Consider the following 13,967-nt stretch of genomic DNA (forward strand, 5'->3'; position numbering starts at 1 on the left):
GCGCCAGGAGCTTCTCAGCCTGCCTTGAGCGCCGCCGGTGGTTTCACGCCCCGGAACCAGACGGTCATCAGCGCCTTCACCATCGGCGCCGCCACAGTGCCGCCGTAGCCACCGGAGTTCTCGCCGAAGGCGACGATCACCAGGGTGGGCTTGCCGGTGGCCGGGGCGTAGCCGCCGAACCAGGCGTGGTCGGGACGGGGGGGGTCCTCGGCGGTGCCGGTCTTGCCGGCCACCGGCGGCAGACTGGGATCGTTGAGGATGGTGGCGGTGCCGGAGGTGACCGCCTGGCGCAGGCCGGCATGCAGCACCCGCAGGGTGGCCGGCTTCAGTCCGATCCATTGGCGCGGGAATTCGCGCTCCACCAGGTGGGGGGTCACCAGCCAGCCGCCGTTGGCCACGGCCGCGTAGAGACGGGCCATCTGCAGCGGTGTGACGGTCACCGCTCCCTGGCCGATCGAGGAGGTGATCGTGTCGACCGGGGTCCAGGGTTCGCCCAGCACCTCCTTCTTCCAGGCCGGATCCCCCAGCAGTCCAGGGGATTCCTCGGCGGCCAGTTCGCTGCCGGTGCGGCTGCCGTAGCCCATGCGGCGGGCGGCCTTGAACAGCTCGTCCGGACCGACCATCAGCCCCACCTTGTAGAAGAAGCTGTTGCTGCTCACCCCAAGGGCGAAGGGGAAGCCGATGCTGCCGAAGGAGCCGTGGTCGGCATAGCACTGGCCGTAGTAGCAGAAGGAGCCCACTGTCGGGACGGTGGAGTTCTCGTTGAGTTTTCCGGACTCGATGCCGGCGATCGTGGTGACGATCTTGAAGGTGCTGGCCGGGGGGAACCCCTGCAGGGCCCGGTTCAGCATCGGCGCCTCCGGCCGGTTGAGGCCGTTCCACTGGGCGGTGGTGGGGCCTTCGGAGAAGATGTTGGGATCGAAGTTGGGCCGGCTGGCCATGGCCCGCACGGCGCCGGTCTGGGGGTCCATCGCCACGATCGCCCCCTTGCGCACCCCGTCGAGGGCTTTCTCCGCCGCCCGCTGCAGGTCGAGATCGAGGGTGAGGCGCAGATCCTTGCCGGCCTTGGCGGGTTTGTCCCCCAGCACCCGCTGCACCTGGCCTTCGGCATTCACTTCCAGCTGCTGGCCGCCCCACTCGCCCCGCAGGTGGGTTTCGTACACCTTCTCCAGCCCGCTGCGGCCGATGCGATCGCTGATGCGGTAGCCGTGATCTTTGAGGGCGGCGTACTCCTCCTCGGTGATGCTGCTGGTGTAGCCCATCACATGGGCCCCCAGGCTGCCGTCGGGATAGGCGCGCAGCACGTCCTCGGACACCTCCGCCCCCCGCAGGGAGCCGGCCTGCTCGCGGAAGCGCAGCACCTGCACCGGCGTGAGCGAGAGGGCCAGGGGGATGCGGAAGCCCTGGGCATTGGCGCCACTGCTGCGCTGGGCCTCGAGCCGGTCAGCGGGGATCCCCAGCAGGCTGGCGAGCCGCTCGCGCAACTCAGGCCAGCGGCGATCGTCGACCTGGAGGGGCTGGAGGTAGAGGTTGTAGGTGAGGCGATTGGTGGCCAGCACCTGACCCTTGCGATCCAGCAGCCGCCCCCGCACGGGGTTGCGCGGCAGCAGGCGGATGCGGTTCTCGTCGGCCATGGCCCGGTTCTCGGCCCCATGCAGCAGCTGCAGCCAGGCCAGCCGGCCGAGGATGGCCGCCAGGATCAGCAACATGACGGTGAGCAGCAGGGCGGCCTGGTGCCCGGTCCCGGTGTGGCGGGTGGTGGAGGGCCCGACTCCGCCGCCGGCAGCACGGACCATCAGGCGAGCCGGCTCTGGAGCAGGGCCAGCCGCTCCTCAATGCGCCCCAGGGCTGCCAGCAGTTCGGCCGGGTCGGCGGGGGTCGGCGGGGCTGGGCTGTCCCAGGCGGGAGGGGCCGCCTCGGGCCCGCTGACGACCTGTGCGTCCTCGGCGTCGACGTCGCGCACCTCCACCTTCATCACCGGGTTGCCCAGACCGGGCTGGAAGCGGTCGAGATTCTCCCGCACCTGGCTGGCAGCGGGTTCGCCCTCCTGGCGCAGCTGGCCGAGGGGATCGGCACTGGTGCCATCGAAGGCGGCCAGCACTTCGGCCGGCCCTCCCTTACGGGCCCGCTCCACCACCGCCAGTCCCAACGGCAGCACGTCCTGCATCAGGGCCAGACGCAGGGAATCGAGAGGATCGGCAGCCATGACGTCGCTAACGGGACCAAGCCTGTCAGTCTGACGTGCCGAACGGCTCGCTTCAGGGTGCGGGACGCTGCACCCCGGGCTCGACGATCACCTGGCTGCAAAAGCGGGTGCTGCCGAGCCACCAGCCACCGGCGACGGCCAGCACCAGCAGGACGCTGAAGGGCAGCAGCGCCTGGCGGGTGCCCTCGAGGGAGAGCCACTCCATCCAGCCCCGCAGCAGGCGGTCGCGGTCGAAGCGGCGCCGCTCCCGCAGGCTTTCCTTGCCGCGGCGGTCTAGGGCCCGGGCCACCCAGCGCTCGAAGGCCTTCTTCTTGGTGACGGCCATCTTGCGCTCCACCTCCAGCAGGTGGCCGGCGCTGAGGTCGGGGTTGAAGGTGCTGATCAGCTCCAGGCTCTTGAGGAACATCTCCACCGCCCCCTCCTTCACCGCCAGGTCGGCCGGATCCAGGCCCTCCCAGTCGAGTTCGGGATAGAAGCGCAGGCGGTTGCTGCGAATCTGCTCCTCCGGCAACTGGCCGGGCTCCCGCAGCCAGCGGTCGGTGTTGGCATCGAAACGACGCCAGTAGAGGAAGGGATTGAGGAAGACGGTCTTGCCGGCCAGCAGGATGCTGTCCTGCTGCAGGCGGCGGTGCAGCTGGGGGTCGTGCTCAGCCCCGGCAGGGCTGCCAGCGACGACGGGGGAGACGGAAGGCACGGAGCAAAGGCCGGGCGCCGAGGTTATCGAAGTTGGCCCCCGGGGGCCAGCCTGGGGACCCGCCTACTCCCACTCGATCGTGCCGGGGGGCTTGCTGGTGATGTCGAGTACCACCCGATTCACCCCCCGCACCTCGTTGACGATGCGGTTGGAGATCAGCTCCAGCAGGTCGTAGGGCAGGCGCGACCAGTCGGCGGTCATGCCGTCCTCGGAGGAGACGCAGCGCAGCACGATCGGATAGGCGTAGGTGCGCTTGTCGCCCATCACCCCGACGCTGCGCACCGGAAGCAGCACGGCGAAGGCCTGCCAGATCTCGTCGTAAAGGCCGGCGTCGCGCACCTCCTCGCGCACGATCAGATCGGCGTCCCGCAGGATGTCGAGCTTGTCGTCGGTGACCTCCCCCAGGATGCGGATCGCCAGGCCGGGGCCCGGGAACGGGTGGCGCCCGACGATCTCCTGGGGCAGGCCCAGGCTGCGGCCCACCTTGCGCACCTCGTCCTTGAACAGGCGGCGCAGCGGTTCCACCAACTTGAACTGCAGATCCTTGGGCAGGCCGCCCACGTTGTGGTGACTCTTGATCTTCACCGCCACCCGCTCGCCGGTCTTGGGGTCGACGTTGGTGCCGGCCGATTCGATCACATCCGGATACAGCGTGCCCTGGGCCAGATAGTCGAAGGGGCCGAGGCGGCGGCTTTCCTCCTCGAACACCCGGATGAACTCGGTGCCGATGATTTTGCGCTTCTCTTCGGGGTCGGTGATGCCGGCGAGCTTGGAGATGAAGCGCTCACGGGCATTGATGTATTCCACGTTGATGTGGAACTGCTGATCGAAGAACTCCATCAGGAATTCCGGCTCCCCTTTGCGCATGAAGCCCTGGTCGATGAACATGCAGGTGAGGCGATCGCCGATCGCCTGGTGCAGCAGGAAGGCCAGGGTGGAGGAATCGACCCCGCCCGAGAGGGCCAGCAACACCCGCTTCTCGCCCACCTGGGCGCGCACCTCGCCGATGGCCTCGTCGATGAACGCGGCCGTGGTCCAGTCGGGGGTGCAGCCGCAGATGTGATAGACAAAATTGCGGATCATCACCATGCCGCCGCTGGAATGCACCACCTCAGGGTGGAACTGCACCCCGTACAGGCGGCGGGCATGGTTGGCCACCGCGGCCTCGGGGGTGTTGTCGGTGTGGGCGAGGCGCACGAAGCCGTCGGGCAGCGCCTCCACCGAATCACCATGGCTCATCCACATCGTCGAGCCACTGGCGACGTTGGTGAGCAGATCAACCGGGTCGTCGACATGGAGCGGCGCCTTGCCGTATTCAGCCCGGCCGGCCGCCACCACCGATCCGCCCAGTTGCTGCACCATCAGCTGCATGCCGTAGCAGACTCCGAGCACCGGGATGCCCAGATCCCAGAGGCCGGGATCGCAGAGAGGGGCCCCCTCCTCGTAGACGGAACTGGGACCGCCGCTGAGGATGATCCCCTTCGGGGCCAGGGCCTTGAGTTCTGCGGCGGTGGTGGCATACCCCATCACCAGGGAGAACACCTCCGTTTCGCGAACCCGGCGGGCGATCAGTTCGGAGTACTGGGAACCGAAATCCAGGATGACAATGGCCGGGGGACGACTGGAACCGCTGGCATGGTCCCGTTCCGAACCCGATGGAGCGGTCTGCGGCGTTTGGGACATCGGCTCGAAGGCGGGCAGGGCCAGGGCCCGGTATCGGTGCCTGCACCCTAGGTCGCGCCCCTGAAACGCTCCATCAGCTCCGCCCCCGCCGGACCGCAGACCCTCACCTGGCGACCGCGGTCGAACAGGGCTGCCCCCACGGCGACCGCCGGGGCGCCATGGCTGGCCAGGTAGGCCTGGCAACGGCTTTCGATGGCGGCGGCGATGCGTGCCCGCAGGCGCGCGGCCAGCTCGGGATCGGCCTGCTCAAGGCCGGCCAGGGCCGCCTCCACCGTGGCGGCCCCATGCAGGGCTTCAAGCGTGGATCCGCTGGCCCCCTCCAGGGCGGCCAGGGCGGTGAGCACCTCGGCGCGGCCATCGGCCAGGTGGTGGTGGGTGTGGAAGATGCCGCCAGCCAGCTTGATCAACTTGCCCTGGTAGCCGAACAGCAGCAGCCGTTCCACCCCCGCTTCGGCGGCCGCCACCAGCACCGGCCCGAGCCAGTTGCCCGCCTTGAGCAGAAGCTGTGGCGGCAGTCCCAGCCGCGGGGCCAGATCGAGGCCGTTCTCACCGATCACCAGCACCAGGTCGCCGTCGAATCCCGGCGCGGCGACCCGCCCAGCCAGCTCAGCCAGGGTGCGCGCGAGCTGGTCTGGATCGGCGCCCGCCTGCACCTCGGCCTGGGTGCCGATCAGGGCCAGCCCGTCCACCACGCCGAAGGCCGCATTGCTGGTGCGCTCCGCCAGGCGGCGGCCGTCGGGGAGCACCAGCGTGAGCCCGAGTCGGCGACCGGCCGGGACCAGGGGCCGCAGGTTCGCCTCCAGCAGCCGCTGGGCATAGGCGGACAGGCAGGCCTCACCGCTGGCCTCGTGCACCCCCACACCCTCGCCTGGCTCCAGCCACAGCCAGGGCCCGTCGCCCGGGAGCCAGCGGGCCAGCACCCAGACCACCAGGCCGCGGGTGAGATCGAGCCCCTCGCCCGGATCACAACAGCTTTCCCCCAGGGCCAGACCCTCCCCCAGCCGCGCGGCGGCCCGCACGGGGATCGGCACCACCCCCTGCGGCTGCAGGAGTTCCAGGGGCACGGCGGTGTTGAAGGGCTCCCCTTGCAAGGCCCCGAGAGCGGCGCGGGCCGCAGCCGTCAGCCAGACCGGCAGGGTGAATCCCCGCTGGGGCGCGGAGGGGGGGCGCAGGGAATCGATGGCGGGCGGGAACGCTGTTTTTTATGGTGGTCGATCGCCTTGCCTCCGCCGGGCCCGCGCTCCTTCGCTCCCCACCGCTCATGCAGGACAAGCTCACTCTGATGATCCCCGGCCCCACCCCGGTGCCGGAGACCGTCCTGCAGGCCATGGCCCGCCATCCGATCGGCCACCGCAGCGGCGATTTCCAGAAGATCGTGCGGCGCACCACCGAGCAGCTGCAGTGGCTGCACCAGACCAAGGGCCACGTGCTGGTGCTTACCGGCAGCGGCACCGCAGCGATGGAGGCGGCGATCGTCAACACCCTCAGCCGCGGCGACAAGGTGCTCTGCGGCGACAACGGTAAGTTCGGCGAACGCTGGGTGAAGGTGGCGAAGGCCTACGGGCTGACCGTGGAGGTGATCAAGGCGGAATGGGGCCAGCCCCTCGATCCGGAGGCCTTCCGCGCCGCCCTCGAAGCCGACACCGCCAAGGAGATCCGGGGCGTGATCCTCACCCACTCAGAAACCTCCACCGGGGTGATCAACGACCTGCAGGCCATCGCCGGCCATGTCAAAGCCCACGGCACGGCGCTCACGATCGCCGACTGCGTCACCAGCCTGGGGGCCTGCGACGTGCCCATGGACGCCTGGGGCGTGGACGTGGTGGGCTCCGGCTCCCAGAAGGGCTACATGATGCCGCCGGGCCTCAGCTTCGTGGCCATGAGCGAGCGGGCCTGGACGGCCTACGAGCGCTCCGACCTGCCCAAGTTCTATCTGGATCTGGGCAAGTACCGCAAAGCCGCTGACGATGACAGCAACCCCTTCACCCCGGCGATCAATCTCTACTTCGCCCTCGAGGCCGCCCTGGGGATGATGCAGAAGGAGGGTCTGGAAGCGATCTTCGCCCGCCACGCTCGCCATCGGCGCGCCACCCAGGCGGCGATGAAGGCGATCGGTCTGCCGCTCTACGCGGCCGAGGGCCATGGCAGCCCGGCGATCACGGCGGTGGCCCCGGAGGGCCTCGATGCCGAGGTCCTGCGCAAGCACGTCAAGGAGCGTTTCGACATCCTGCTGGCCGGCGGCCAGGACCACCTCAAGGGCAAGGTGTTCCGCATCGGCCACCTGGGCTTCGTCTGCGACCGCGACGTGCTCACGGCCGTGGCGGCCATCGAGGCCACCCTGCAGGCCCTGGGCCTGGCCAAGGCCCCAACGGGGGCAGGCGTGGCGGCGGCGGCGGCAGCTCTGGCCGGCTGAGCCCCCAGACGGCGGCGTTGCGGGGTGGCGAGAGGCGAATTAAGTTCATGGTGGACGCTTTTTGACGCCATGGCCCTTGCTTCCCTGCGCCGCCTCCCCCTTGCCGCCGCCCTCTGCCTGGGTCTGGCGACGGCCGGTTGCCAGCGCGCCGACCTCTCCCAGCAGACCAAGAAGACGGAAGCCAGGATCTGCACCGAGCTGACCACGGTGAATCAGGCCCTGGAACAGGTGGCCGCCCTGACACCCACCTCCACCGTGGGGGAAGCGAAGGCGGCCCAGCAGAAGCTGGAGCAGTCGATCGCGACCCTGCAGACCTCGGAGAACCAGCTGCAGAAACTGCGGGTGGAGGCTTTCCGCAAGGTGCTTGAAGGCTTCCGTGGGGAGGTGGCCGCAGCCTCCGCCAACAAGACGCAGACGCTTGAACAGGCCGCCAATGAGCTGAAGCCCAAGGCCCTGGCGGTCATCGCCGCCCGCAGGGCGCTCTCCGCGGCCGTGCAGTGCGAGGAGCCGGCTCCGGCGGCCCCCAGCAAGCCCTGACAGGCGCTGCAGTGGCTCTGGGCGCCCGAAAGGCGCCCGGGGCCTTGCTAGTGTGATCCAATGCGGGTGTAATTCAGTGGTAGAATGTCAGCTTCCCAAGCTGAACGTCGCCGGTTCGAATCCGGTCACCCGCTTGTTGAAGTCTTCACAGAAAGAAGCCCTGAAAAGCAGCAAGGAGCGGTGCCGATTGCCCACTTGTCCTGCATGAAGCAGCTCTAGCCAAGATGTCATTTTGAGACCGATTCGGGCTGTGTCTCTGCCTGCACTCCAATCGATTGGGAATCGCGCAGATGTTTCATCGGAGCCCCATTCACCTACATCAACGGTATGGCGATCAAAGCGACCGGACGTTGAGGTGGTTTCGCCCGCCCAACGCGGTTTGCAAGCGCGATGCCGCCAGGGGCTGAACAAGCGCGATCAGGGGCGGGGTTTGATCAGCTGCAGCACCTGTAGACCGAGGCCACCGGCGCGCCGCTCGCAATCAAGGGCCACCAAGATCGCCCGCGCCGAGGTTTCAAGATCACCACCGGTGGCCGCCACACGCGCCTGTTCATTGAGGGTGGCCGCCTGGAGCAGCAGGCGCTGGCGAGCGGTGGGATCGGACAGCGGCGAGACGCTGGACCTTGCACGAAGTGGGGCGTCCAGCGTCAAGGTGACGGGGGCAGTCGGGTTGGAGACAGTCATGGCCGGCGAGGATGTCGCACTATCAAAGACATTCACAACGGGTCCGTTGGCATCCAACAGTCCCCTTCGTTTTGGGATCTTACTGCACAACATATGGTCCAGAGCCATCAGGAGGCCTCTGGCCCCAAAAAGAGATGATTGGGGAGATTTTGAATGGTCTCTCCCATCGTCATCGCCCGGGCTGTTCAGGTGCCCGGTTCTTCCTGATTCCCACCCAGGGCGGCGATCTGGCAGCGAAGCTGGTCAGAGCGCTGGTGATCGCCGCGGGTGAGGGCGACGGCGAGGGCGAACTCCAGCTTTTCAAGCTGGTGGTCACCTTCCTCCTGGGAGTGGCTGCGGAGCTGGCAGTGGGGGGCAGGGATGGCCGCGCGAGCGGCGGCGCTTTGCCCGTGAAGGGTGTTGGAAGAGGACTGGTAAGGGGAAGTGGGGAAGGCCATGACCACCTTTCTTTTCATTTTGACACCCCTGACCAGGGGGGTGCGCGGCCTCAGGCGGCGGAAGGGTAGGGAATGTCGTCGAGGCTGGCGACCACAGGGGGTGCCTCGGAGCTGACGCCGATCTCCAGCAGATGGCGGCAGTCCTGCAGCAGACGCTCGACGTTGTCGAGGCTGGCCAGTTCTTCCGGCTCCGGGCGGGCCTGGTTCGACGCCTGCAGTTCCATCGCCGCCAGACGCTGCTCCAGGGTCACCAGGCGCTGGGAGAGGGCATGGATGGTTTCGGCGAGATCTTCAGCATTGCGGCTGATGCGGAACGACACCGAGGCGGGGGCCATGGCGGGGAAAGCAACGGGGCTGTGCCGCATGACAACACACCTGGGCGGCCGCCTCAAGCATCAGCGGCAGCGATCTCCCAGAGTGGGCCCTGTTGATCGGGCTCCATGGCGATGCACCAGCCCTGGCATCTGTTGCTCTATGTGGTGGGAGGGCTCGCCGGCGGCCTGCTGGCCCTGCGCACCGGTATCCCGGCGGCTCCGCTGGCCGGGGCCCTGCTGGGGGCCGCCCTGGTCAGCGTGACGGGCCGGCTCGAGGTGGCCCAGTGGCCGGTCGGGTCCCGCACCCTGCTGGAAATCGGCATCGGCACGGTGATCGGCACCGGCCTCACCGGCACGGCCTTGCTGGAACTGCGTCAGCTGTGGCGGCCAGCCCTGCTGATCACGGTCACCCTGGTGATCACCGGCCTGGTGGTGGGCTTCGGTTGCAGCCGCCTGATGGGCGTCGACCCGGTGGTGGCCCTGCTGGGAGCGGCCCCGGGGGGCATCAGCGGCATGAGCCTGGTCGGGGCGGAGTTCGGCGTCGGGGCGGCCGTGGCCAGCCTGCACGCGGTGCGGCTGATCACCGTGCTGGTGATCCTGCCGCTGGTGGTGAAGCTGGTGCTCCCCGCCACCGCCGCCCCGCCAGGCGGCTGACCACCCTGGACAGCAGCGCAGGGGTCGATACGTTGGGCCACCTCGTTCTTCCCTTACGGTCCAATGGCCACACGCCACTTTCTCCTTCGCCGACTGGGCTCCCTCGGCCTGGCGGCGGCAGCCGGCCTGCTGGCCACCGCCGGCACGGCGCAGAGCGCCCGTGCTGGCAACGACATCGAGGGGCCCGGAGGCAAGGGCGCCCAGGTGTACTGCTTCATGCGCAACAACGGCAACGTCCACGAAGTCAGCTGGACGGCCGCCTATGCCCTGATCAAGCGCCAGGGCTCGGGCATGTTCAAGACCTCCCCTGAACATGCCGCGGTGATGATCACCGAGGCCGTGGTTCAGAACCCCGGCACCTTCCCCGATTGCGGCCGGTTCCTGGGCGATCTGTATGCACCGCGCACCCCCGGCAGCACCGCCACCAGCCCCGAACCCAGCCCCACCGCCATCTCGGTCGTCGGCGGTGGTAAGGCTGGTGGCAGCGGCATGACCCGGAGTGAGCGTTACAACTGAGCGGGCCGGCCTGCATGCCCCCACCGCGCGCCAGCGACGGCCTTCCCTTGTGCTGCTGCTGGCCCTGGTGCTCGGCGGCTGCGTCGAGCAGCCCCTGCCCCAGCGACCGATCACCCGTGAGGACTGCCTGCGCACCGTGAAGCTGGAGGATCTCCCCAGCGCGCTGCAGCAGTGCGACAAGGTGGTGGCGGCCTTCCCGAAGGATCCTGGCCCCCTGAACGAGCGGTTCCTGCTGCACACCCTGGCCGGGAACACCGCCGCCGCCTGCCGGGACATCGCCCGAGCCACTACGCTCGCCGCCGCGGTGCCCAAGGGCAAGTTGGATCCGATCCTGCGCCAGGACCTGGAGGTGCGGCAGCGCAGCTGCACCGAGGACGAACCCGCCAGAGCGGGGGGCTGAGTCACGCCGCCCTAGACGGTGTCGAGCCACTGGCGCACCAGCGCCGGCAAGGCCCGCTGGCGCTGTAGCAGCAAGGAAATCCGTTCGGCCTTGCTGGCGATCAGGTCGTCCACCAGTCGATCGGCGACGCCCAGTTGCAGCCAGTGGCTGGTGAGCGCGGCGCCCATGCCGATCCGGTGGCAGCGGTCTTCGGCCTGCTCGGCGTCGCCCGGGGTCCAGGGCCGTTCGACCAGCACCACGTGCCGGGCCCGGTGCAGGGTGAACCCCAGGCCCCCGGTGCCGTAGGTGGCGATCAGCACGGGGCTGCGCCCCGACTGAAAGGCATCCACCAGCCTCTGCCGCCGGGCCGGGGGCACGGCACCGACCAGGGGGCCCCCGTCATCACCGTGGCCGAGCTGCCGGTGCAGGGCCAGGGCGGTGGCCACGAAAGCCGTGAACACCACCACCGCTTCGCCGCGGTCCCGCAGGTCGGCGACCAGCTCGGAGGTGGCGGCCAGCTTGTGGCGCGAAGCGATCTGGCGCAGGGCCGTGAACACGGCGAGGGCTTCGGCATCGCGGCGCACCTCACCGGCCCAGGCCCGGCGGCGGTAGTCGTCAATCCGCTCCTGCAGGGCCCGCTCGAAGGCCTCGGCCTCGGCGGCGTCGAGGCTCACGGGCCGCTCCAGCCGCTGCTTGGGGGGCAGGTCGAGGCACTGCCCCTTACGCCGATGCAGCACCAGGGGGCGCACCAACCGCTGCAGCTCCTCCAGGTGGCTGGCGCCGCTGGCCTGCCAGATCCGCCGCCCCCCCTGCTCGCGCCAGTGCCCCTGGCAGTAGCGCTCCTCGAAGTGGCGCTGGTCGGCCCCCAGGGGATGGCCGATGGCCGCCAGCAGGGGAAACAACTGGATCGGCCGACCGTTCTTCATCGGCGTGCCGGAGAGCAGCCAGATCGCCCGCAGGCGCGGGTGGCGAGCCAGCCGCAGGAAGGCCTGGGTGCGAGCGGCATGGATCGTCTGGGCGAAGTGGGCCTCATCGGCGATCAGCACCGTGCCAGCGTCCGGCAGCTCGGCGGGCAGACGGGCCCAGCTGTGCAGCTCCAGCCGCAGACCCAGTCCCGCCGCCTCCTGCCGCCAGTGGTGATGCAACCCCGCCGGGGCCACCACCACCAGCCGGCAGTCGGCCAGGCGCACCAGGGCACGACCCGCCACCAGGGCGCTGAGGGTCTTGCCGAGGCCCATCGCATCGGCCAGCACGGCCCCGCGCCGGGCCAGCAACCAGCGCACCGCCTGCCGCTGGTGGCGGAACAGCTGGCGGCCATCAGGCATGTTCTCCTCGGCGGCGGCCGCCGCCACCAGGGCCCGGTGCGGGGGCAGGGGCGGCAGGGGCTGCGAGAGCCAGGCGAACCACTGCTCCAGCTCCGGGGTGACCGGGAAGCGGCCGGCGCACTGCAGCTGCAGCGCTGCGGCCGCCTCAAGGGGAAACTGCCAGCAGCCCCGGCGGCTGAGCCACTGCCCGCGGGGGCGGATGGCCCGCAGGTGCGCCTGGGTCACCGCATCGAAGGGACTGACGACTTCGATCAGACCCGAGGCGCCCAGGCGCATCTGCACCAGGGGGGTGGCCAATGCGGCAAAAAGCAATCAAGAACACATTGACACCCGGGGCGCTGAGGGCAAACTTCCGCCAACCGAGGCGCGCTGATGCAGGCCAGGGATGGAGTCTTTCTCGAAGATCTCTGCCCCAAGCTGCGAGCGCGACGATGGCGACAGTCGCTGCACCGGATGACCGGTCGTCGGTGCCTGTATTGCGGCGAAGCCTCCGAATCCATCGACCACGTGCATCCGCTGAGCCGCGGCGGCCAGAGCATCACCGAAAATTGTGTGCCGGCCTGCCTGGGCTGCAACGGCCGCAAGGGCGACAGCGATGCCTTCACCTGGTACCGCAGCCAGCCCTTCTACGACCCGCGCCGGGCGATGGCCCTGCGGGCCTGGACCGATGGCGACCTGCGCCTGGCACTGCGGCTGCTGCAGTGGGTGGCGCCCGTTGAAGCGGAGACAGCCACGGCGGCCGAGGCCGAAGTGACTCACCAGACCCGGCAGGCCTCCACGCCGTTGTGGCGGTGGCAGATGGCCTCCTGATCGCGGGGCTGCTCCGGCGCCAGCAGCACGGCCCCGAGCACCAGCCCAACGGCCAGCAGCAGGGGGGTGGTGGCCCGCGCCCGGGGCATCGAAGCCAGGCGGCTGCCGCCGCCGCTGGCGATGGGGCGGCGGAAGGGGCGGCCCGTGGTGAGCGCCGGTGCGAGGCCGACAGGGAGACTGGCCTGAAACGATGAGGTGGTCACGGGATGGGGATCCGACAGTGATACAGATGTACTGATGTCGACGGAATCTGTCAACCCGGTGGCCGTTGCCGATCGGATCGATCACCCGGCCCTTACCGCTGCCGCCGCTGCCATCGGCCGGCTGCTGGTGCTCGGCGGGGGCTACACCGGGCGGCGTGTGGCCCAGGCGCTGGAGGCGGCCGGGGTGCCTGTGCTGCTCACCCACCGCCAGCCCTCCCCCGGCGCCAACGACCCGGGCTGGCTGCACTTCGATCCCGACCAGGGGGCCCTGCCCACCGCGGCGGACCTGGCCGGGGTGAGCCATGTGCTGGTGACGATCCCGCCCAATGCCGGCGGCCGGGATCCGGTGCTCGAGTCGCTGGAGGCCCAGTTGCGGCGCCTCGATCCGGCCTGGGTGGGCTACCTCTCCACCACCGGGGTCTACGGCGACACCGATGGTGCCTGGGTGGACGAGACGAGTCCGACCCGGCCGCTGCTGGAGCGGAGCCAGGCCCGGCTGGCCTGTGAGCAGGCCTGGCGCCGCAGCGGCCTGGCGGTACAGCTGCTGCGACTACCGGCCATCTACGGCCCCGGTCGCAATCCGATGCTGAACCTGCGCAAGGGCACGGCGCGGCTGATCCACAAGCCGGGCCAGGTGTTCTCCCGGGTGCACGTTGACGACATCGTCGGGGCTGTGCTGCACACCATCGCCCTGCCGCCCCAGGCCCGGCCCGACACCCTGATCCTGGCGGACACCTTCCCGTGCCCCTCCAGCGAGATCCTGGGCCTGGCCGCCCACCTGCTGGGCTGCAAGCTGCCGGACGTGCAGCGCTACGCCGACGTGGCGCCCAGCATGGGACCGATGGCCCGCAGCTTCTGGAGCGAGAATCGACGCACCAGCAGCCGAAGGCTCCGGGAGGATCTCGGTTACCGCCTGCTCTATCCCACCTACCGGGAGGGCCTGTCGTCCTGCACCGGGGACTTCTTCTGAGCGCCGAAGATCGAGGGATCGATCAGGTTGGAGACGCCCGTGTCCTTGCCCATCTTCTGCCAGTCCACCACGACCCATTCGTTGCGGAAAGCGACCCCTCCGCCCAGCAGCAGCGCACCCAGTAGCAGCAAGCGGACCATGG

At 69.5% G+C, this 13,967-nt stretch carries 18 protein-coding genes and 1 tRNA gene; 8 read left to right on the plus strand and 11 right to left on the minus strand.

Annotation, left to right across the window (positions count from 1 at the left end; all coding sequences use genetic code 11):
- Nucleotides 1-14: 14 nt before the first annotated feature.
- The 5 genes from mrdA to cbiD all read right to left on the minus strand — a co-directional run bounded on the left by mrdA (nucleotide 15) and on the right by cbiD (nucleotide 5,764).
- Nucleotides 15-1,796 (minus strand): penicillin-binding protein 2, encoded by a 1,782-nt coding sequence (mrdA, locus tag VB739_RS06675; protein ID WP_323356319.1) that lies wholly within the window; start codon nucleotides 1,794-1,796, stop codon nucleotides 15-17.
- Nucleotides 1,796-2,206 (minus strand): hypothetical protein, encoded by a 411-nt coding sequence (locus tag VB739_RS06680; protein ID WP_323356320.1) that lies wholly within the window; start codon nucleotides 2,204-2,206, stop codon nucleotides 1,796-1,798. The genes mrdA and VB739_RS06680 overlap by 1 nt, the downstream gene beginning before the upstream one ends.
- Nucleotides 2,207-2,258: 52 nt before the next feature.
- Nucleotides 2,259-2,900, minus strand: a complete 642-nt coding sequence (locus tag VB739_RS06685) for a hypothetical protein (protein WP_323356321.1) — start codon at nucleotides 2,898-2,900, stop codon at nucleotides 2,259-2,261.
- A gap of 63 nt (nucleotides 2,901-2,963) precedes the next feature.
- A complete protein-coding gene (gene guaA / locus VB739_RS06690; RefSeq protein WP_323356322.1) occupies nucleotides 2,964-4,583 on the minus strand; it encodes a glutamine-hydrolyzing GMP synthase in 1,620 nt (539 codons plus the stop codon).
- Nucleotides 4,584-4,630: 47 nt separating this feature from the next.
- A complete protein-coding gene (gene cbiD / locus VB739_RS06695) occupies nucleotides 4,631-5,764 on the minus strand; it encodes a cobalt-precorrin-5B (C(1))-methyltransferase CbiD (protein ID WP_323356351.1) in 1,134 nt (377 codons plus the stop codon).
- An 80-nt stretch (nucleotides 5,765-5,844) separates the two neighbouring features.
- Between cbiD and VB739_RS06700 the strand changes: the two genes are divergently transcribed.
- From VB739_RS06700 to VB739_RS06710, 3 genes are all read left to right on the plus strand, one after another.
- Entirely contained in the window at nucleotides 5,845-6,996 is a 1,152-nt protein-coding gene (locus tag VB739_RS06700) for an alanine--glyoxylate aminotransferase family protein (protein ID WP_323356323.1), read from the plus strand.
- A gap of 69 nt (nucleotides 6,997-7,065) precedes the next feature.
- On the plus strand, nucleotides 7,066-7,533 hold the full coding sequence (locus tag VB739_RS06705; RefSeq protein ID WP_323356324.1) for a hypothetical protein: 468 nt from the start codon (nucleotides 7,066-7,068) through the stop codon (nucleotides 7,531-7,533).
- A 62-nt stretch (nucleotides 7,534-7,595) separates the two neighbouring features.
- Nucleotides 7,596-7,667: transfer RNA gene (locus VB739_RS06710), tRNA-Gly, on the plus strand.
- A gap of 283 nt (nucleotides 7,668-7,950) precedes the next feature.
- Here the strand turns inward: VB739_RS06710 and VB739_RS06715 are convergent.
- The 3 genes from VB739_RS06715 to VB739_RS06725 form a co-directional block, all read right to left on the minus strand.
- Nucleotides 7,951-8,217, minus strand: coding sequence for a hypothetical protein (locus VB739_RS06715; RefSeq protein WP_323356325.1), 267 nt, complete (start codon nucleotides 8,215-8,217; stop codon nucleotides 7,951-7,953).
- A 185-nt stretch (nucleotides 8,218-8,402) separates the two neighbouring features.
- Nucleotides 8,403-8,654: a hypothetical protein gene (locus tag VB739_RS06720; protein WP_323356326.1), complete on the minus strand. Its 252-nt coding sequence runs from the start codon at nucleotides 8,652-8,654 to the stop codon at nucleotides 8,403-8,405.
- A 50-nt stretch (nucleotides 8,655-8,704) separates the two neighbouring features.
- Nucleotides 8,705-8,989, minus strand: coding sequence for a hypothetical protein (locus VB739_RS06725; protein WP_323356327.1), 285 nt, complete (start codon nucleotides 8,987-8,989; stop codon nucleotides 8,705-8,707).
- A 111-nt stretch (nucleotides 8,990-9,100) separates the two neighbouring features.
- Here VB739_RS06725 and VB739_RS06730 point away from each other — a divergent pair, with 111 nt between their 5' ends.
- From VB739_RS06730 to VB739_RS06740, 3 genes are all read left to right on the plus strand, one after another.
- Complete coding sequence (locus VB739_RS06730) at nucleotides 9,101-9,622, plus strand: AbrB family transcriptional regulator (RefSeq protein WP_323356352.1); 522 nt, start codon at nucleotides 9,101-9,103, stop codon at nucleotides 9,620-9,622.
- A 63-nt stretch (nucleotides 9,623-9,685) separates the two neighbouring features.
- A complete protein-coding gene (locus tag VB739_RS06735) occupies nucleotides 9,686-10,138 on the plus strand; it encodes a DUF6554 family protein (RefSeq protein WP_323356328.1) in 453 nt (150 codons plus the stop codon).
- On the plus strand, nucleotides 10,122-10,538 hold the full coding sequence (locus tag VB739_RS06740; RefSeq protein ID WP_323356329.1) for a hypothetical protein: 417 nt from the start codon (nucleotides 10,122-10,124) through the stop codon (nucleotides 10,536-10,538). Before VB739_RS06735 ends, VB739_RS06740 begins: the two co-directional genes overlap by 17 nt.
- Nucleotides 10,539-10,549: 11 nt before the next feature.
- Here VB739_RS06740 and VB739_RS06745 read toward each other — a convergent pair whose 3' ends face one another.
- Entirely contained in the window at nucleotides 10,550-12,118 is a 1,569-nt protein-coding gene (locus tag VB739_RS06745; protein ID WP_323356353.1) for a DEAD/DEAH box helicase, read from the minus strand.
- Between the two features lie 96 nt (nucleotides 12,119-12,214).
- Between VB739_RS06745 and VB739_RS06750 the strand changes: the two genes are divergently transcribed.
- Nucleotides 12,215-12,652, plus strand: coding sequence for an HNH endonuclease (locus tag VB739_RS06750; RefSeq protein ID WP_254944536.1), 438 nt, complete (start codon nucleotides 12,215-12,217; stop codon nucleotides 12,650-12,652).
- On the opposite strand, the gene VB739_RS06755 is transcribed toward VB739_RS06750, so the two are convergent.
- Nucleotides 12,598-12,855: a hypothetical protein gene (locus tag VB739_RS06755; protein WP_323356330.1), complete on the minus strand. Its 258-nt coding sequence runs from the start codon at nucleotides 12,853-12,855 to the stop codon at nucleotides 12,598-12,600. The genes VB739_RS06750 and VB739_RS06755 overlap by 55 nt on opposite strands.
- A 34-nt stretch (nucleotides 12,856-12,889) precedes the next feature.
- Between VB739_RS06755 and VB739_RS06760 the strand changes: the two genes are divergently transcribed.
- Nucleotides 12,890-13,825: an NAD-dependent epimerase/dehydratase family protein gene (locus VB739_RS06760; RefSeq protein ID WP_323356331.1), complete on the plus strand. Its 936-nt coding sequence runs from the start codon at nucleotides 12,890-12,892 to the stop codon at nucleotides 13,823-13,825.
- Here VB739_RS06760 and VB739_RS06765 read toward each other — a convergent pair.
- On the minus strand, nucleotides 13,783-13,965 hold the full coding sequence (locus VB739_RS06765) for a hypothetical protein (RefSeq protein ID WP_323356332.1): 183 nt from the start codon (nucleotides 13,963-13,965) through the stop codon (nucleotides 13,783-13,785). The two genes, VB739_RS06760 and VB739_RS06765, sit on opposite strands and share 43 nt — an antisense overlap.
- Nucleotides 13,966-13,967: the final 2 nt, after the last annotated feature.

This window comes from Cyanobium gracile UHCC 0281, assembly GCF_034931305.1.
Classification (GTDB): Bacteria; Cyanobacteriota; Cyanobacteriia; order PCC-6307; family Cyanobiaceae; genus Cyanobium; species Cyanobium gracile_A.